The organism is Aeromonas sp. FDAARGOS 1408 (genome assembly GCF_019048665.1).
Taxonomy (GTDB): domain Bacteria; phylum Pseudomonadota; class Gammaproteobacteria; order Enterobacterales; family Aeromonadaceae; genus Aeromonas; species Aeromonas dhakensis.
The window spans coordinates 4,463,697-4,479,953 of the sequence record NZ_CP077394.1 but is presented as its reverse complement, the minus strand read 5'-3'; the positions used below and the strand labels follow the sequence as shown (position 1 = coordinate 4,479,953).

19 protein-coding genes are annotated in these 16,257 nt (G+C 63.4%); 6 read left to right on the top strand and 13 right to left on the bottom strand.

Annotation, left to right across the window (positions count from 1 at the left end):
* Positions 1–57 precede the first annotated feature (57 nt).
* A complete protein-coding gene (locus tag I6L38_RS20745) occupies positions 58–390 on the bottom strand; it encodes a PepSY domain-containing protein (RefSeq protein WP_011707718.1) in 333 nt (110 codons plus the stop codon).
* Between the two features lie 63 nt (positions 391–453).
* On the opposite strand from I6L38_RS20745, the gene I6L38_RS20740 reads away from it, so the two are divergent.
* Entirely contained in the window at positions 454–699 is a 246-nt protein-coding gene (locus I6L38_RS20740) for a PepSY domain-containing protein (RefSeq protein WP_010635834.1), read from the top strand.
* A 44-nt stretch (positions 700–743) separates the two neighbouring features.
* Here the strand turns inward: I6L38_RS20740 and msrQ are convergent, their stop codons facing one another.
* Positions 744–1,376 (bottom strand): protein-methionine-sulfoxide reductase heme-binding subunit MsrQ, encoded by a 633-nt coding sequence (msrQ, locus tag I6L38_RS20735; protein ID WP_201885267.1) that lies wholly within the window; start codon positions 1,374–1,376, stop codon positions 744–746.
* A 19-nt stretch (positions 1,377–1,395) separates the two neighbouring features.
* Positions 1,396–2,397, bottom strand: a complete 1,002-nt coding sequence (gene msrP, locus I6L38_RS20730; protein ID WP_201885268.1) for a protein-methionine-sulfoxide reductase catalytic subunit MsrP — start codon at positions 2,395–2,397, stop codon at positions 1,396–1,398.
* 370 nt (positions 2,398–2,767) lie between these two features.
* Here msrP and I6L38_RS20725 point away from each other — a divergent pair, with 370 nt between their 5' ends.
* Positions 2,768–3,268, top strand: a complete 501-nt coding sequence (locus I6L38_RS20725; protein ID WP_201885269.1) for a DUF1097 domain-containing protein — start codon at positions 2,768–2,770, stop codon at positions 3,266–3,268.
* Positions 3,269–3,341: 73 nt separating this feature from the next.
* Here the strand turns inward: I6L38_RS20725 and I6L38_RS20720 are convergent, their stop codons facing one another.
* The 4 genes from I6L38_RS20720 to I6L38_RS20705 all read right to left on the bottom strand — a co-directional run bounded on the left by I6L38_RS20720 (position 3,342) and on the right by I6L38_RS20705 (position 6,733).
* Entirely contained in the window at positions 3,342–4,622 is a 1,281-nt protein-coding gene (locus I6L38_RS20720; protein WP_017779308.1) for a sigma 54-interacting transcriptional regulator, read from the bottom strand.
* Positions 4,619–5,134, bottom strand: a complete 516-nt coding sequence (locus I6L38_RS20715; protein ID WP_017764803.1) for a hypothetical protein — start codon at positions 5,132–5,134, stop codon at positions 4,619–4,621. Before I6L38_RS20715 ends, I6L38_RS20720 begins: the two co-directional genes overlap by 4 nt.
* Before the next feature lie 8 nt (positions 5,135–5,142).
* Positions 5,143–6,543: a HAMP domain-containing sensor histidine kinase gene (locus tag I6L38_RS20710; protein WP_201885270.1), complete on the bottom strand. Its 1,401-nt coding sequence runs from the start codon at positions 6,541–6,543 to the stop codon at positions 5,143–5,145.
* Between the two features lie 97 nt (positions 6,544–6,640).
* The gene (locus I6L38_RS20705; RefSeq protein ID WP_005306410.1) at positions 6,641–6,733 is read right to left on the bottom strand and encodes a YnhF family membrane protein; all 93 of its coding nucleotides are present in this window, start codon (positions 6,731–6,733) and stop codon (positions 6,641–6,643) included.
* Between the two features lie 129 nt (positions 6,734–6,862).
* Here I6L38_RS20705 and I6L38_RS20700 point away from each other — a divergent pair, with 129 nt between their 5' ends.
* Entirely contained in the window at positions 6,863–7,366 is a 504-nt protein-coding gene (locus I6L38_RS20700) for a 2-amino-4-hydroxy-6-hydroxymethyldihydropteridine diphosphokinase (RefSeq protein ID WP_201885271.1), read from the top strand.
* Between the two features lie 3 nt (positions 7,367–7,369).
* Here the strand turns inward: I6L38_RS20700 and I6L38_RS20695 are convergent, their stop codons facing one another.
* Positions 7,370–8,074 (bottom strand): SDR family oxidoreductase, encoded by a 705-nt coding sequence (locus I6L38_RS20695; RefSeq protein WP_017787107.1) that lies wholly within the window; start codon positions 8,072–8,074, stop codon positions 7,370–7,372.
* A gap of 116 nt (positions 8,075–8,190) precedes the next feature.
* Here I6L38_RS20695 and I6L38_RS20690 point away from each other — a divergent pair, with 116 nt between their 5' ends.
* Positions 8,191–8,595 carry a CBS domain-containing protein gene (locus I6L38_RS20690; RefSeq protein WP_201885272.1) on the top strand — a complete coding sequence of 135 codons (405 nt, stop codon included), beginning with the start codon at positions 8,191–8,193 and terminating at the stop codon, positions 8,593–8,595.
* Here the strand turns inward: I6L38_RS20690 and I6L38_RS20685 are convergent.
* Positions 8,592–9,128 carry a DUF2301 domain-containing membrane protein gene (locus I6L38_RS20685; protein ID WP_201885273.1) on the bottom strand — a complete coding sequence of 179 codons (537 nt, stop codon included), beginning with the start codon at positions 9,126–9,128 and terminating at the stop codon, positions 8,592–8,594. The genes I6L38_RS20690 and I6L38_RS20685 overlap by 4 nt on opposite strands.
* Before the next feature lie 86 nt (positions 9,129–9,214).
* Between I6L38_RS20685 and I6L38_RS20680 the strand changes: the two genes are divergently transcribed.
* Complete coding sequence (locus I6L38_RS20680) at positions 9,215–9,979, top strand: ABC transporter substrate-binding protein (RefSeq protein ID WP_005306420.1); 765 nt, start codon at positions 9,215–9,217, stop codon at positions 9,977–9,979.
* Positions 9,980–10,061: 82 nt separating this feature from the next.
* On the opposite strand, the gene asnC is transcribed toward I6L38_RS20680, so the two are convergent.
* A complete protein-coding gene (gene asnC / locus I6L38_RS20675; RefSeq protein ID WP_005306422.1) occupies positions 10,062–10,523 on the bottom strand; it encodes a transcriptional regulator AsnC in 462 nt (153 codons plus the stop codon).
* Between the two features lie 153 nt (positions 10,524–10,676).
* On the opposite strand from asnC, the gene asnA reads away from it, so the two are divergent.
* A complete protein-coding gene (gene asnA, locus I6L38_RS20670; RefSeq protein WP_010635824.1) occupies positions 10,677–11,669 on the top strand; it encodes an aspartate--ammonia ligase in 993 nt (330 codons plus the stop codon).
* A gap of 210 nt (positions 11,670–11,879) precedes the next feature.
* On the opposite strand, the gene I6L38_RS20665 is transcribed toward asnA, so the two are convergent.
* The 3 genes from I6L38_RS20665 to pgeF form a co-directional block, all read right to left on the bottom strand.
* Positions 11,880–12,704 carry an MBL fold metallo-hydrolase gene (locus I6L38_RS20665; protein ID WP_216988891.1) on the bottom strand — a complete coding sequence of 275 codons (825 nt, stop codon included), beginning with the start codon at positions 12,702–12,704 and terminating at the stop codon, positions 11,880–11,882.
* A gap of 58 nt (positions 12,705–12,762) precedes the next feature.
* Positions 12,763–15,336 (bottom strand): ATP-dependent chaperone ClpB, encoded by a 2,574-nt coding sequence (clpB, locus tag I6L38_RS20660; protein ID WP_010635822.1) that lies wholly within the window; start codon positions 15,334–15,336, stop codon positions 12,763–12,765.
* 173 nt (positions 15,337–15,509) lie between these two features.
* On the bottom strand, positions 15,510–16,247 hold the full coding sequence (gene pgeF, locus I6L38_RS20655) for a peptidoglycan editing factor PgeF (protein WP_043170616.1): 738 nt from the start codon (positions 16,245–16,247) through the stop codon (positions 15,510–15,512).
* Positions 16,248–16,257 lie beyond the last annotated feature (10 nt).

Sequence of the window (16,257 nt, the reverse complement as noted above, 5' to 3'; positions counted from 1 at the left end):
CGGTACCGGCGGCGGTTGGGGGGACGAACCGGACGGTGGGTTCGCGGGCTCACGCCGTTACTCCTCTTCCGGGGGCGGACGCGGTTCGAACAGCCGCTCCAGATGGTGACCCTTGAGCCACACCATCTCCAGGTTGTCGGCCCGATAGCCCACCTTGATGACGCTGTTCTCGCTGTCGATCAGCTTGAGTTCGTACAGCCAGATGCCGTCCTCCTCCCCCAGATCGACCCGCAGCACCCGTACCGGCAGGCGAGAAGCCACCTCCATCACCTCATGAAAGGGGCGCACCCGTCCCTCGCTGACCGCCTGCTGCAGCAAGGCCTCGTTCGGCGTGGCCGCCTGTGCCAGTGCCGGCAGCAGCAACCCAAGCAGAGACAGGGCTCTATTCATGGATGATTCATCTCCCAAAACCTAACATAATGCCGTTTATAGTCTGCCAGCCATGAATCCGGAATGAATATGATCCGACGCAGTTTCCTGCTGATCCTTTGCCTCTTCTCCACCCTCGGCTGGGCGGCCGAAAGCCGTCTCGACATGGCCGGTCTGGTCAAGCTGCTGGTGGCCCAAGGGTATCACGACATTCGGGAAGTGGAGCTGGAAGGGGACAAATTCGAGGTGGAAACCCTGGATGCCCAGGGGCAGCGGGTGCGACTCCTGGTGGACGCCCATACGGGTGACATCAAAAAAGAGGCCGACTAGGCCTCTTTTTTATGGCAGGTTGCCGGGGCGGCGCACTGCCGGCCTCATGCCTCCCTCAGTTTCTGCGGCCGAAGCCGGCGCCAGGGGCGCAGCAGCTTGTCACGGCGCGGCACCAGCAGGGCGCAGGCCAGCAGCAGATAGATGAGCGGCTCCTGCCAGCCGCTCTTGAGCGACCACCAGTAGTGCACCGGCACCAGCAGGGCCACCGCATAGATCCAGTTGTGCAGCTTCTGCCAGGCCGGCCCCATGCGCCGCAGCAGGGCCGGGATCGAGGTGAAGCTGAGCGCCAGCAGCAACAGCAGCGCCACCATCCCCACCACGATATAACTGCGCTTGACCAGCTCGCCGCCAATCAGCCGCCAGTCAAACTGCAGATCCAGCCCCAGCCAGACCATAAAGTGCAGACCGGCCCAGGCGGCGCACCAGAGCCCGAGCGGGCGGCGCAGCTTGATGATCTGCCCCTGCCGCCAGCGTTTGGCCAGCGGCGACACCAGCAGGGTGAGCAACAGCAGATTGAGCGCCCCCTTGCCCAGATAGTGGGTCAGTCCCTGTACCGGATCCCCTCCCAGCAGGCCGCCGGGCACGGCCACCAGCAGCCAGAGCAGAAATCCCAGCGAGGCGAGGTGTACCAGCGCCCGCAGCAAGGTGATGTGACGCGCCGTCAGTCGCAGAGTCATGATGTCAGCTCCTTTCGTCTCAATACCACTTGCGCAGATCCATGCCCTGATAGAGGGACGCCACCTCGTCGGCATAGCCATTGAACATCAGGGTCGGCTGGCGCTTGGCGCCGAAGATGCCCCCCTCGCCGATGAAACGCTCGCTCGCCTGGCTCCAGCGCGGGTGATCCACCGCTGGATTGACGTTAGCGTAGAAGCCGTATTCGTTGGGGGCCAACAGGTTCCAGGTAGTGGGCGGCATCTCCTCCACCAGCCGAATGGAGACGATGCTCTTGATGCTCTTGAAGCCGTACTTCCAGGGCACCACCAGCCGGATCGGCGCACCGTTCTGGGCCGGCAGCGCCTTGCCGTAGAGCCCCATCGCCAGGAAGGAGAGCGGGTGCATCGCCTCGTCGATGCGTAGCCCCTCGACATAGGGATAGTCGATGCCGCCGCCGAGGGAGCGGGAAGCCTGACCGGGCAGCTGCTCCGGATCATAGAGAGTCTCGAAGGCCACGAACCTGGCGCGGCTGGTGGGCTCGGCCCGGCGAATGAGGTCCGCCAGCGCGAGACCGCTCCAGGGCAGCACCATGGACCAGGCCTCCACGCAGCGCAGCCGGTAGATGCGCTCCTCCAGCGTGCTCTTGTTGATGAGATCCCACACATCCAGGGTAAACGGCTTGGCTACCTCCCCTTCCACCTTCAGGGTCCAGGGCTCGGGTTTGAGGTAGTGGCCGTTGCGGGCCGGATCCCCCTTGTCGGTGCCGAGCTCGTAGAAGTTGTTGTGGGTGGTGGCCTTCTCCTCCGGCGTGAGGATCAGCCCCTCCGGCCGGGCGGCAGCGTGGATGTTGAGCGCCCGGGTGGAGACCGGTGCCGGCTTGTCGCCAGAGAAGAGATCGAGCACCCCGGCCTGGGTCGGCAACGCCAGGGTGGCGGCGCCGAGCCCCAGCCCTTTCAGGATCAGGCGACGATCCTGATAGACGGCTTCCGGCGTGACATCCTGTTCGGTGAGGTGATGGGCAGAGCGGCGCTTGAGCAACATGGAAAAACTCCCGGGGCGATGAGGGTAACAATCATAAGACCCGCCCCGGCCGAGTTTTATTTCACGGAAAATTACATGAACTGATAGAGGGGCAGTGCCTTGGCCATGGTTCCGACCAGAAACAGCACTACGAACACCAGCAGGGGAACGATCACATTTGGCACCATCAGACTCACTCCATGAGCAGGACAGGGCCTCTAACTATGGTGCAGACACGACCGCCTCACCATGAATTTTTTTCGCGAGCGCAAGCGTATTCCTGAGTTGAAATGAGTGATGCAGATCACACACAATTCCGCCCCTGCTTGCCGCCCCCCCTGCGCGGGGTAGGCTCCCCTTTTTCCGGATTTCACTACTGAAGAGTCACGCCATGAGCCCATTGATCGCCATCGCCATCACGACCGGGATCCTCTCCGCCGTCTGGGGCTGGGTCGCCGTCACCCTCGGCCTCATCTCCTGGGTCGGCTTCCTCGGCTGCACCAGCTACTTCGCCTCCAGCGGCGGCTACAAGGCGCTGCTGCAGACCCTGCTGTGCAATGCCAGCGGCATGCTGTGGGCCCTGTTGCTGATCCATGGCGACGCCTGGTGGGGCGCCGGGGTGGCGGGCTACCTGATGACCGGGGTGGTGGCGACCCTGATGTGCGTGCAGGCCAGGCAGCAGTGGCTCTCCTACATTCCCGGCACCTTCGCCGGTTGCTGCGCCACCTTCGGAGCGGCGGGAGAGTGGCGACTGATCCTGCCATCCCTGGTGATAGGTGCGCTGTTCGGCTACCTGATGAAGGCGAGCGGCCTCTGGCTCTCCCATAAAACCCAGAAAACCCAGAAAACCCAGAAAACCCAGGCCACGGCGGGCGTCACCGACCCGGCTTGAACCGGCCTAACGTGACCGATCCGGTCTGAAACCAGAGGGGCGGCCCGTCATCAACGGGCCGCCCCTCTGTCATTTATCCCTTCGACTTGAAGTTCGCCGCTTCGATGCCGTGCCGGTTCAACAGCTTGTAGAAGTCGGTGCGGTTTCTGCCCGCCATGCTGGCCGCCAGGGTGACATTGCCCTCGGTGGTGCGCAGCAGCCGGATCAGATACTCCTTCTCGAACTCGGCCCGCGCCTCGTTGAACGAGGGGATGCCACCACTGCCGCCACTCAGGGCAGACTCCACCATGGCGGCGCCGATCACCGGGCTGCAGCAGAGACTGGCCAGCTGCTCCACCACGCTGTAGAGCTGGCGCACGTTGCCGGGCCAGGCCGCCGCCGCCAGCAGCGCCAGCGCCTCCGGCGAGAAACCGAGGGCGGCGCATTCGCCGTGGCGGCTGCGATACTCGTCCAGCGCCTGCCTGGCCAGCAAGGGGATATCCTCGCTGCGGGCACTGAGGGGCGGCATTGTGATGTTGGCCACGTTGAGCCGATAGAAGAGATCTTCCCGAAAGCGCCCCTCCTCCATCGCCGCCACCAGATCCTGATGGCTGGAGCTGATGACCCGCACCTCAGGCGTGCCCTGGCCGTACTCCTGCAATACCTGCAGCAGCTTGGCCTGCAGCGACTCCGACAGATCCCCTATCTCGTCGAGAAACAGGGTAGCCCCCTTGGCCTGCTCAAACAGGCCGGACTGGCCATCCTCGCCGAACAGCTGCAGATCCAGCGCCGCCCAGGGCAGCGCGGCACAGTTGATCACATACAGCGGCTGATCACGCCGGCTGCTGGCCTGGTGCAGGGCCTGGGTCATCACCCCCTTGCCGGAACCGGAAGGGCCCATGATCAGCACCGGCACCTCCATGGTGGCGATGCTGCTGGCCTGGATCAGCAACTGCTCCATCTGCGGATTGCGGGTCAGGATCAGCGACTGCCACTCCTGGCGCTGCTTTGGGCGCGTCAGGCTCAGCGCATGCTCTATGGTGGCGAACAGCTCGTCCTTGTCGATGGGCTTGGTCAGAAAACTGAATACCCCGGAGCGGGTCGCCTGAATGGCGTCCGGGATGGTGCCGTGGGCGGTCATGATGATGACCGGCAGCCCCAGCCACTGGGACTGGATCCGCTCGAACAGCGCCAGCCCGTCCATGCCGGCCATGCGCAAGTCGCTCAGCACCAGATCGGCCCGTTGCTGACGCAGCCGGTCCAGCGCCCCTTCGGCGCTGTCGGCGGTATCCACCTCATAGCCCTGGCTGCGCAGACGCATGCTCATCAGCTTGAGCAGGCTGGCATCATCATCAACCAGCAGGATGCGACTCATTTCAGCGCCTCGCCGTTGCCATTCAGCTTGCGCTGATTGAGCTGCTCATCGATGGCGGAGAGCTGCTCGATCTGGCGGCGCAGACGCTGCACCTCCTGACTCTGATCGTCGCGCCGGCTGTCACGGGCCAGCAGCTCCTCGCCGAGGGCAATCCAGCTGCGCAGGAAGGCCTGGGCATCCAGGCCGAGCTCGGGCAGCAGGCTCTTGAGCTTGTCCAGACCGGCTCGCCGGCTGGCCACCGATTCGGATGGGTGGGTGTTGACCATGGCCAGGCTGACCCGGCTCTCGAGGTCGGTAGCCCCCTTGAGGCGCTGGCGCTCCTGGGCCCGTTGCTGGGCATGGCTGGCCAGCAGCCAGTCCGAGTATTGCAGGCGCACCTGCATCTCCTTGTTGGCAAACTCCATCCGCTTGGCGAGGGCAAGATCCGGCGACGCCGCCGGGTCACGCGCTGGCAGCAGGGAACAGCCTGTGAGCAGGCTCATCATCAATACCGGAACAACACATTGTTTCATCTTGGGCTTCACTTCAACGTCAACCGGAAACAGACATCCGCCTGTTCATCTTCAACCAATACCAACTCGCCGCCAAGGCTCATCGCCGATTCCCGGGCGATGGAGAGCCCCATTCCGGAGCCTTTCAGCAAGCCCTGGCGCACAATACTGCCCTGCTCGAAGGGTTCGAAGATCCGCTCCCGTTCGGCCACGGGAATGGCGGGCCCCTCGTTGGCCACCTCCAGCCAGCTGCCGTTGCCATCCTGCCCGGCACGGATCCAGATCTGCCCTCCCTTGGCGCCGTAGCTGACCGCATTGGAGAACAGATTATCGAGGATCAGCCGCAAGCGATATGGCTCAGCTTCCAGCGTGATCGGATCGGTCGGCAAGTGTACACTGATTTGTTTGGATTCCAGCGCCAGCCGGTATTCTGCAGATAATTCTGACAGCAGGGGCGCCAGCGCCACCGGCGTCAAAGTGAACACCTCCTGCTGGCTGAGCCGGTTGAAATCGAGCAGCCGCTCAATAAGGGTCTGCAGACGCCGGCTGTTCTCCTCCAGCATCTGGCAGATCTCCTGCTGATCCTGGGTGAGCGGCCCTACAAGCTGCTCGGAGAGCAGATCCGCCCCCTCCCGCAGCACCGCCAGCGGGGTCTTCAGCTCGTGGGAAACGTGGCGCAGGAACTGGTATTTCTGCTGCTCCAGCTCCTTCAGTTTGTCGTGCAGCCAGCCGATCCGCTCCCCCAGCAGCACCAGTTCGGCCGGCCCGTCCACCGGCCGCTTGTCCGGCTCCACACCGGCCCCCAGACTCAAGATCCGCGACTCAATCTGACGCACGGGGTGGATGATCAGGTAGGTAAACAGCAAGACCAGCAGCAGGCTGAGCACCGCCACGAAGCCGCTGACCCACCAGATCTCGGTCATCAGGGCGGCGATGGTGGCCCGCACCTTGCTGACGTGATCGTCTACCTGACTGCGAGTGATGATCTCGAGCTGCTGGTTGGCCTCGTTGAACTCGTCAAACTTGGGGCTGTTGGATTCGGCCTTGGCACGTGCGAGATCCTGCAGGCTGTCGAGCCAGACGAGGGCCTGCTCGATGCCGCCATAGGCCTCGGCGTCAGGAATAGAACTCTGGTGGGCGGCCAGCTGGTCGCGGTAGCTCGCCAGCTGCTGCTGGTAACTGGTCAGGATGCGCTCATCCCCGAGCACCGCATAACGGCGCAGGGTGCGCTCAAGATCGATGGCCTGGGTGGTCAGCAGAGTGGCCCGGCGGGTATCGCGCACCGCCCGCTCCAGCTCATCGCTGGTCAACTGGCTGAGGTGGTCGAGGGCCTGGCTGTCATGCCAGATCATGCCGCCCAGCGGCATCAACACCAGGACGAACCCCATCAATACCACTTGCAGCAGGGAGCGTGGGCGTACCTTGGTCATCTTGTGCAGTCTCACTTCATCTGGGGTGGGTCAGCATATCCGCACTCCCCCAAAAAGCAAAACCGGCCAGAAGGCCGGTTCATGCTCTCTTCCGGGGTCACGCCAGACCCACGGATACCACACAGATAATCAGGATCATGGCCAACGCACCCGAGGCGGTCAGCAGTGCCCATTTCAGTTCCACACTCATGCAAATCTCCTTTCTTGCCAAGATGATAGAGCCTGATCACAACAGACGAACAGATGTTAATGCATAGTTAAGCCGATAACCGTGAGCTGTGTAAGAATTTCAGATGAGCCCTATCAAAGGACTGATGACATGTTCTATCTGTGTAGCATAGGGTCGAATCTTGACCCCCACCAGCATGTCGGCCAGGCGGTTGCCGAGCTGCTTGCCCACTTTGGCCGCCTGCGGCTCAGTTCGGTGATCCAGACCAAGCCGGTCGGCATGCATTCAAGCCATGACTTTCTCAATTGCCTGTTCGTCGCCGAGAGCGAGCTGGCCCAGCCCAGACTCAAGGCACACTTCGTCGCCATGGAGCTGGCCCACGGCCGGGATCGCAGCGATCCGCACTGCAAGGTGCAGGACCGCCCGCTGGACATCGACATCCTGGCCAGCAGCGAGGACGACGACTTCTCCGCCGCCCAAGTTGACGCCTATCTCGACGAGCTGTTGGCAGAACTCTACGGCAAAGGAGAGGTGCACGACCCCAAGGTGACCCTGCCGCTGCACACCCGGCTGATGGCGGGCAAGGTGATCGAGGAGGGGCAGGTCGGCCTGGCCCCCGTCGCCCTGCAGCACGACCTGGCCATCCCCTGTTGATGGCTAGATGACGGCCAGACCGCGGCCACCATCCACCCGGATGCTGGCCCCGGTCATGTAGTCGTTCTGCATCAGCAACTGCACCGCCTGCCAGATGGGCGCCAGCCCCCCTTCCCTCGCCAGTGGCGTCTTCGCCAGCACCTGTTCACGCCACGCATCCCCATGCTCGTCGAGAAACAGAATGGGGCCAGGCTCTATGGTGTTGACCCGGATGGCCGGCGCCAGCTCGCGAGCAAAGCTCATGGCGAGCGAATGGGCTCCCGCCTTGGTGGCCACATAGCTGGCGAACTGGGGCGCCGGGGCGTGGATATAGATGTCGGTGATGTGGATGATGCTGGCGTTGGGATGGCGCGCCAGCTGAGGGGCCAGCCCCCGGTTGAGCTGGAAGGGGGCCGCCATGTGCACCCGGTAGAATTGATCAAACTGGGCCAGCTGGGCCGCCGGCTCGCTCGCCTGCGGCTCAAAGGCCGAGGCGTTGTGGATCACCAGCGCCAGATCTGGCTGGGAGGCCAGCACCTCGATGAGCCGGCCCACCTCTTGCTCCCGGTTGAAGTCGGCCTGCACCAGCGTCACCCCCAGCGCCCGCAACCGCGCCAGCTCCGGTCGCTCGCTGCGATAGCTGCCGGTTACCTGCCAGCCTGCCGCCACCAGCTGTTCGCACAGATAGAAACCGAGCCGACGGCCACATCCTGTCACCAATGCACGCATAATCCCTCCTCTCTTATCCGCAGGAATGCCTATCGATCCCCACGGCACAAGCCATTGGCCGTTGCCGCCATCCGGTGGGCATAGTGGCACCATTGCCACCCTACGGAGCCACGTCCATGTTAAATATTCGCGACCACATGAGCCGCCTGACCCACTCCCTCACCCCGCAGCTCGGCCTGGCCGACGCGCTGGACCGACTGCATGACGCCGGCCTGAGCGGCCTGCCGGTGCTGGACCCGCAGCAGCGGCTGATCGGGTTTCTCTCCGAGCAGGATTGCATCCCCAGTCTGCTCACCGGCAGCTACCACTGCGATACCCGCACCCGGGTGGAAGACCTGATGAACCGGACACCGCTCTCGGTCAGCCCGGACGACAGCATACTGGAGCTGGCCCGCCAGATGACCGAGGCCAAACCCAAGGTCTATCCGGTGCTGGAGGGCAATCGGGTAATAGGCATCATCAGCCGCCGGCAGGTGATGCAGGCCCTCAACACGCAGATGAAGGCCTGCCTGCCCACCTAAATCTGGTAACGCCCCTTGTCGCCGATGTCGAAGTGCAGGGGCATCCGCCACTTGGCCAGCGCGAGCAGGCAGAGCAGCGCGCCACACACCAGCGCCACCAGGGCGGCGGCCCAGCCGATGCCGGTCAGCTCCAGCAGCCACAACAGGGGCAGCAGCAGGGGCACCGCCCTGATCCCCGGAATGGCGAAGCAGAACTGCTCCTTGAAGGCCAGCCCCGCCAGCGTGGCAAGGGCCGCTCCCAGCACCAGCACACCCGGCGCCCCGCTCGCACTGAGCAACAGGGCGCCCCAGCCCAATCCCTGCAGCAAGAAGCGAATGCGCTTGTCATAGACATGCAGGCACAGGCCGCATACCCCGCTGGCCACGGCCAGCGCCGTCAGCCACTGTGCCGGCGTCAAAAAATCCTGCCCGATCAGCAAGCTTGCCCCTCGACACAGCAGCAGCAAGGCTGCCAGACTCAAGCTCAGGCGATAGAGGCAGACCGACAGCCTGTCGATGCCGTCCAGCTCGCTTTCAATTTCAGGGTTTGCCATATACAGTCGCCTCTACGAATCAGGGGCAACCCAATATACTGGTATCAGGTGCCAAATAATCTTCAAATGGGTTCAGGAGAGGTAGTTTGCGTGTAATCCACCTGCTTTGGCTACTGTTCCCGCTCAGCCCCTTTGCCAGGGAGCTGATCGTCTGTGGCACGATGGAACCCCCGCTCAAATACCTCGATGCCGCTCAGCAGCCCAGGGGGCTCGATGTCGACATCGTCACCGCCATCTTCGGCAGACTCAAGATCCCCATCAAGATCGAGCTGGCCGATTCCGGTGCCCGTCTCACCCGCAACGCAGAAACCGGTGTTTGCGATGTGGTGATGACCCACTCCTACAAGGCGGAGCGGGAACGCTACCTCATCTACCCCCAGCAGGCCCATATCCGCCACAGCTGGCACTTTTTCGTGCGCAAGGCCGATCTGCTGAAGATCCGCTACGAGACGCTGAGCGATCTGAAACCCTGGCGCATCGGAGTGACCAAGGATTTCTCCTATACCCCCGAGCTGGCCGCCGCCCTCACCGATCCCTCCTATCACTTCCAGGAGATCACCATGAACCAGCTGCAGCTGCGCAAGCTGCTGGCCGGACGGATCGATACGGTCCCCATGCCGCTGGTCACCGCCTTCGCCCAGATCAGGGAGGAGGGACTGGAGGGCAAGCTCGACTACCTGCCCAAACCGCTCAAGAGCAGTCCCTACTTCAACACCTGGGCCCGCGCCCGCGCCGACCAGAATACCCCGGCCCAGATGGCGGCCTACGACGCCGAGCTGCTGCGCATGAAACGCGATGGCCGGCTCAAGGCCCTCTACGACAAGTACGGCATCCCCTATATCGAACCCTGATCGGCCGGTCAGGGCTTCACATCCCGCAAGCTCGAGTTTTGCAGCGAGACAAGCGTCTCGCAGCCCCCTCATGCAACCCGGCTCAAGGCTTCACATCCCGCAGGATCGGGTTCTGCAGCGAGATCAGGGTCTCGGTGGACTGTATCTCGTCGATGGTCTGGATCTTGTGGATCAGCACGGTCTGCAACTCGTCGATGGAGCGGGTCATCACCTTCATGAAGATGCTGTAGTGGCCCGTGGTGTAGTAAGCCTCCACCACCTCGTCCAGCGCCTGCAGCTTGGCCAGCGCCGAGGGGTAATCCTTGGCGCTCTTCAGGTTGATGCCGATGAAGCAGCAGACGTCGTAGCCCAGCTTCTTGGGGTTCACCTGCACCCGCGTTCCCTCGATGATCCCCGCCTGCTTCATCTTCTCCACCCGCACATGGATGGTACCCGGGCTGACCAGCAGTTGTTTTGCCAGCTCGGCGTAAGGCAGACGTGCATTCTCCATCAGGGCGGTGAGGATGGCCTGATCGAGATTATCGATCCGATAATTTTCCGGCACTTTTTTGCACTCCCTTTGATGATTCATCATTAATCACCCGCATATTTTGAAGAAAAAAATACACAAAGCCTATTTCTATTATCGAATATTGAATTTAGTTGGCGATCTGTTGAAGAATCCTCACATCCAACGGGTTCAAGACAGGTATTCAGCATGAAACAGCACTACATTCGCAGCCAGCAACAGATCAGCTTCGTCAAAGAGATGTTCTCCCGCCAACTCGCCCAACAACTGGGTCTGATGGAGGTACAAGCCCCCATCCTGAGCCGGGTCGGTGATGGCACTCAAGACAACCTCTCTGGCCACGAGAATGCGGTGCAGGTCAAGGTGAAGACTCTGCCGCAGCACAGCTACGAAGTGGTGCACTCACTGGCCAAATGGAAGCGCCAGACCCTGGGCCGCTTTGGCTTCGGTCCGGGTGAAGGCATCTACACCCACATGAAGGCACTGCGTCCGGACGAGGATCGCCTCACCCCCATCCACTCCGTCTACGTGGATCAGTGGGACTGGGAGAAGGTGATGCCGAGCGAGCGCCGCGATCTGGCCTACCTGCAGGAGACGGTGCGTGGCATCTGGGCCGCCATCAAGGCCACCGAGCGCGCGGTCTGTGCCGAACATGAGCTGACCCCCTTCCTGCCGGCCGAAATTCAGTTCGTGCACAGCGAAGAGCTGCTGACCCGCTACCCGGATCTCGACGCCAAGGGGCGCGAGCGCGCCATCGCCAAGGAGCTGGGTGCCGTGTTCCTGATCGGTATCGGCGGTGCCCTCTCCCACGGTGAGCGCCACGACGTGCGCGCCCCGGACTATGACGACTGGAGCAGCCACAGCGAGCTGGGACTGGCCGGTCTGAACGGCGACATCCTGGTGTGGAACCCGGTGCTGCAGGACAGCTTCGAGATCTCCTCCATGGGGATCCGGGTCGACGCCGAGGCGCTGCGCCGCCAGCTCGCCATCACCGGCGACGAGGATCGCCTGCAGTACGACTGGCACCAGGATCTGCTGGCCGCCCGGATGCCGCAAACCATCGGCGGCGGCATCGGTCAATCCCGTCTGGCCATGCTGCTGCTGCAAAAAGAGCACATAGGTCAGGTTCAGGTCGGTGTCTGGCCGGCCGAGATGAAAGCCGCCGTGCAAGGCATGCTGTAACGAATGAAGGCCAGGCCGGCGCGATCGCCGCCGGCATGGCGACAGGCAAGTGGCCGTCGGGGTTGAGCGAGCGCAACCCCGGCAGGCTGTAAGAGGCAAGACCGGCAGCGGCCTTGCTTCGCCATCGGGGGCTTGCCCCTGCGACCCGCTCAACCCACGTCAGGTCGCTTCACTACATTCCTCCCGGCAATCTTCGGATTGCCGTTTTTTTTACGCCGAAAACCGGTATTCGAAACCGGCTCCGATCTGGCACTGGCGCGGCAGTTCCGCTTTCCTGCTGCCGGTACAGTGGCAGGCAAACAGCTTCTCCACCGCCTCCTCCTGCAGATAGGCGCCAAGCGCCGCCGCCCGCTGCGAACCGGAAAACTTCAGGTGCAGACCGCCGATGACGGCGTGGATCCGCTCATCGCCACATACCTCCCTGGCCCGCTCGATAATGTTCTCGGTCCCGGCGTGACCACAGCCGATAAAGACGATGAGCCCCTGCTCACTCTTGTAGGCCAGCGCGGAATCGTCGCTGATAAGGTCTTTCTCCACCCGTCCGTCCCGCATGATGTAGCCAAGCAGCGAGGGGGGGGCCCGCTCGCGCCGCGCAATGCTGCCGAGGAACACCAGACGCTCCGAGAGCCACACAGGCTCGGCCGAGCAGTGGGGGAACAAGCCTCTGACCGCCAGCGACTCCCGTTCCAGCACTCCCGACAGGCGATAGAGGTTGCGCCGCCAGAAGGGAAGCGGCAGGAAGTAGCCCCGCTCGCAGAACACGTCCGGGCAGGCGATGAGAGGAATGGGAGTCGGATAGACGGGCAGCGAGCCTACCCCGCCCACATGGTCGTAGTGACCGTGAGAGAGCACCACATGGGTAAGCGAGGCGAGATCGATCCCCATCACGGCGGCGTTGTGGCACAGCGCCCGGCCACGGCCGCTGTCGAACAGCACCCTGAGGCCGTCGCACTCCAGCAGCAGCGACAGCCCCTTCTCGGGCAGACAGCCAGGCAGATGGACATCGTCATCCACCAGTACGGAAAAGGTGAGCATGCAATTACCCCTCAAAAAAAACGCAGGCTCGGGGCCTGCGTTTTTATCAGCGATCCAGTTATTGGGTCATGGTGAGGCCGTTGCTGTCGGCCCCCAGCAGCAGTTTCTTGCCGGGGACGATGCGGCCGGAGAGCAGCGCCTGCGCCAGCGGGTTCTCCACCTTGTGCTGGATCGCCCGCTTGAGGGGACGCGCACCGTAGACGGGGTCGAACCCGGCGTGCACCAGCTTGTTCAGCAGCGCTTCGCTCACCTCCACCTCGTAGCCCTGGGCCTCCAACCGGCTCATCAGGCTCTTGAGCTGGATGCGGGCGATGGACTTGATGTGCTCCTCGCCAAGCGGGTGGAACACCACTGTCTCGTCGATCCGGTTGATGAACTCCGGCCGGAAACTGCGTGCCAGCACCTCCATCAACATGGCCTTCATCTCGTCGTAATCCTTCTCGGAGTGGTGCTCCTGAATCAGATCCGACCCCAGGTTGGAGGTCATGATGACCACGGTGTTGCGGAAGTCCACGGTACGACCCTGACCATCGGTCAGGCGGCCATCATCCAGCACCTGCAGCAGGATGTTGAACACATCGGGGTGGGCCTTCTCCACCTCGTCCAGCAGGATCACCGAGTAAGGGCGACGACGCACCGCCTCGGTCAGATAACCGCCCTCCTCGTAACCCACGTAGCCGGGAGGCGCCCCCACCAGACGGGCCACGCTGTGTTTCTCCATGAACTCGGACATGTCGATCCGCACCATGGCATCCTGGGTATCGAACAGGAACTCGGCCAGCGCCTTGCACAGCTCGGTCTTGCCCACCCCGGTGGGCCCGAGGAACAGGAAGGAGCCGATGGGGCGGTTCGGATCGGAGAGACCTGCGCGGGAGCGGCGAATGGCGTTGGAGACCGCCTCGACCGCCTCCTCCTGGCCGATCACCCGACTGTGCAGTTGATCTTCCATCCGCAGCAGCTTCTCGCGCTCCCCTTCCAGCATGCGGGCCACCGGAATCCCGGTCCAGCGTGCCAGCACGTCTGCGATCTCCACGTCGGTGACCCGGTTGCGCAGCAGGCTGGTCTCCTGCATCTCGGCCTGGGTGGCGAGATCCAGCTGTTTCTCCAGCTCCGGAATGCGGCCGTACTGCAGCTCGGACATGCGGCCCAAGTCCCCTGCGCGGCGCGCCACGTCGAGATCCTGACGGGCCTGCTCCAGTGCCGCCTTGATGTGCTGGGTGCCGGCGAGGGCGGCCTTCTCGGCCTTCCACACCTCTTCCAGCTCATTGTATTCCCGATCTTTTTCACCGATCTCCTGGTTGATCAGCTCGAGCCGTTTGCGGCTGGCGTCGTCATCCTCCTTCATCAGCGCCTGCTGCTCCAGCTTCAGCTGGATGATGCGCCGCTCGAGCCGGTCGAGGGACTCGGGCTTGGAGTCGATCTGCAGCCGGATGCTGGCCGCCGCCTCGTCGATGAGGTCGATGGCCTTGTCCGGCAGCTGACGATCTGCGATGTAGCGGTGCGACAGCTGGGCCGCCGCCACGATGGCGGGGTCGGTGATCTGCACGTGGTGGTGCAGCTCGTAGCGCTCCTTCAGGCCGCGCAGGATGGCGATGGTATCCTCCACGCTCGGCTCTTCCACCAGCACCTTCTGGAAGCGGCGCTCCAGCGCGGCATCCTTCTCGATGAACTGGCGATATTCATCGAGCGTGGTGGCCCCGACACAGTGCAGTTCGCCCCGCGCCAGCGCAGGTTTGAGCATGTTGCCCGCGTCCATGGCCCCCTCGCCCTTGCCGGCGCCGACCATGGTGTGCAGCTCGTCGATGAAGAGGATGACGTTGCCCTCCTCCTTGGCTAGGTCGTTCAGCACCGCCTTGAGCCGTTCCTCGAACTCGCCGCGATACTTGGCACCGGCCACCAGGGCCCCCATGTCCAAGGAGAGCACCCGCTTGTTCTTGAGCCCCTCCGGCACCTCGCCGTTGATGATGCGCTGGGCCAGCCCCTCGACGATGGCGGTCTTGCCGACGCCGGGGGCACCGATCAGCACAGGGTTGTTCTTGGTGCGGCGTTGCAGCACCTGGATGGTGCGGCGAATTTCGTCATCCCGGCCGATCACCGGGTCCAGCTTGCCGATCTCGGCCCGCTCGGTCAGATCGATGGTGTACTTCTCCAGCGCCTGGCGATTCTCCTCGGCGTTGGCATCCTCCACCTTCTTGCCGCCACGCACCTTGTCGATGGCCGCTTCGAGTTTCTCCTTGGTCAGCCCCTGGGCACGCAGCAGTTCGCCCAGCGTCCCCTTCTCGTCGAGGGCCGCCAGCACGAACAGTTCGGAGGAGATGAACTGATCCTTGCGCTGCTGGGCCAGCTTGTCGCAGACGTTGAGCAGCCGGCCGAGGCCGTTGGAGAGCTGCACGTCCCCCTCCACGCCGCTGACACGCGGCAGGCGGTCGAGCTCTTCGCCCAGACGCGAACGCAGGGCATTGATGTCCAGCCCGGTCAGGGTCAGCAACGGGCGAATGGAGCCGCCATCCTGGTTGACCAGGGCGGTCATCAGGTGAACGGGTTCAATGAATTGGTGGTCACGACCCAGCGCAAGAGACTGGGCATCGGAAATAGCAATCTGGAATTTGCTGGTCAGGCGATCGAGGCGCATTGCACTCCCCCTTCAAACAGGCAGACGCCGCTTGCGCGGCAAACAACATAACTTTCTGAGATGAAAGATGAGGCCCGTACGGACTATTTCAAGGGGTGAGGCTGGTTATTTTTTCTGCAGATGCAGGCGTGAGGGGATCACGGCCCCTTGGCAAACAAGGGGCCGCTCAGTATTTATTCGGCCAGCCAGATGATGGAAGCCATGCGGCCGGTCTGGCCGTCGCGACGATAAGAGTAGAACTGCTCGCTGTCGCTGAAGGTGCAGTGCTCGCCACCATATACGGCGGTGACGCCGGCGCGGGCGAGGCGCAGCCGGGCCAGCTGGTAGATGTCCGCCAGCCACTTGCCCTCGTTGGGCGAAGGCACAAACGCTGCCTCTGCTGCAGCCTGCTCCGCCATAAAGGCCTCGCGCACCTCGCCACCCACCTCGAAGGCCTGCGGACCGATGGCCGGGCCGAGCCAGGCCAGGATCTCGCCCGGCTCGCAACCCATGGCGGCGATGCTCGCCTCCAGCACGCCCCCCTGCAGCCCGCGCCAGCCGGCGTGAGCGGCGGCCACCCGGGTGCCAGCCCGATCGCAGAACAGCACAGGCAGGCAGTCGGCAGTCATCACGATGCAGGCCTGCCCCGCGTCTCGGGCGCAGGCGGCATCCGCATCCGGTGCACAGCCATAGTCATTGCTGACACCATGCACCGCAGTGCCGTGCACCTGGTTGAGCCAGTTGAGAGTGCCGGGGATGGAGGCCGCCTGCTGCAGCCGGGCCCGATTGGCCTCGACCCTGGCCGGCTCGTCCCCCACGTGGGCCCCCAGGTTGAGGCCGGCAAAGACCCCCTCGCTGACGCCGCCGTCACGGGTGGTCGACAGGGCTCTGACCCTGGCCGGGGCCGGCCAGTCGGGTTCGATCCATTTCATCTGTGGCTCC

Excerpts from the sequence above, each read along its gene's own strand:
- clpB (WP_010635822.1), bottom strand. The coding sequence starts at position 15,336 with ATGCGCCTCGATCGCCTGACCAGCAAATTCCAGATTGCTATTTCCGAT.
- asnA (WP_010635824.1), top strand. The coding sequence starts at position 10,677 with ATGAAACAGCACTACATTCGCAGCCAGCAACAGATCAGCTTCGTCAAA.
- I6L38_RS20745 (WP_011707718.1), bottom strand. The coding sequence starts at position 390 with ATGAATAGAGCCCTGTCTCTGCTTGGGTTGCTGCTGCCGGCACTGGCA.
- I6L38_RS20685 (WP_201885273.1), bottom strand. The coding sequence starts at position 9,128 with ATGGCAAACCCTGAAATTGAAAGCGAGCTGGACGGCATCGACAGGCTG.
- I6L38_RS20720 (WP_017779308.1), bottom strand. The coding sequence starts at position 4,622 with ATGAGTCGCATCCTGCTGGTTGATGATGATGCCAGCCTGCTCAAGCTG.
- I6L38_RS20695 (WP_017787107.1), bottom strand. The coding sequence starts at position 8,074 with ATGCGTGCATTGGTGACAGGATGTGGCCGTCGGCTCGGTTTCTATCTG.
- I6L38_RS20740 (WP_010635834.1), top strand. The coding sequence starts at position 454 with ATGAATATGATCCGACGCAGTTTCCTGCTGATCCTTTGCCTCTTCTCC.
- msrQ (WP_201885267.1), bottom strand. The coding sequence starts at position 1,376 with ATGACTCTGCGACTGACGGCGCGTCACATCACCTTGCTGCGGGCGCTG.
- pgeF (WP_043170616.1), bottom strand. The coding sequence starts at position 16,247 with ATGAAATGGATCGAACCCGACTGGCCGGCCCCGGCCAGGGTCAGAGCC.
- msrP (WP_201885268.1), bottom strand. The coding sequence starts at position 2,397 with ATGTTGCTCAAGCGCCGCTCTGCCCATCACCTCACCGAACAGGATGTC.
- I6L38_RS20700 (WP_201885271.1), top strand. The coding sequence starts at position 6,863 with ATGTTCTATCTGTGTAGCATAGGGTCGAATCTTGACCCCCACCAGCAT.
- I6L38_RS20690 (WP_201885272.1), top strand. The coding sequence starts at position 8,191 with ATGTTAAATATTCGCGACCACATGAGCCGCCTGACCCACTCCCTCACC.
- I6L38_RS20665 (WP_216988891.1), bottom strand. The coding sequence starts at position 12,704 with ATGCTCACCTTTTCCGTACTGGTGGATGACGATGTCCATCTGCCTGGC.
- I6L38_RS20715 (WP_017764803.1), bottom strand. The coding sequence starts at position 5,134 with ATGAAACAATGTGTTGTTCCGGTATTGATGATGAGCCTGCTCACAGGC.
- I6L38_RS20710 (WP_201885270.1), bottom strand. The coding sequence starts at position 6,543 with ATGACCAAGGTACGCCCACGCTCCCTGCTGCAAGTGGTATTGATGGGG.
- I6L38_RS20725 (WP_201885269.1), top strand. The coding sequence starts at position 2,768 with ATGAGCCCATTGATCGCCATCGCCATCACGACCGGGATCCTCTCCGCC.
- I6L38_RS20705 (WP_005306410.1), bottom strand. The coding sequence starts at position 6,733 with ATGAGTGTGGAACTGAAATGGGCACTGCTGACCGCCTCGGGTGCGTTG.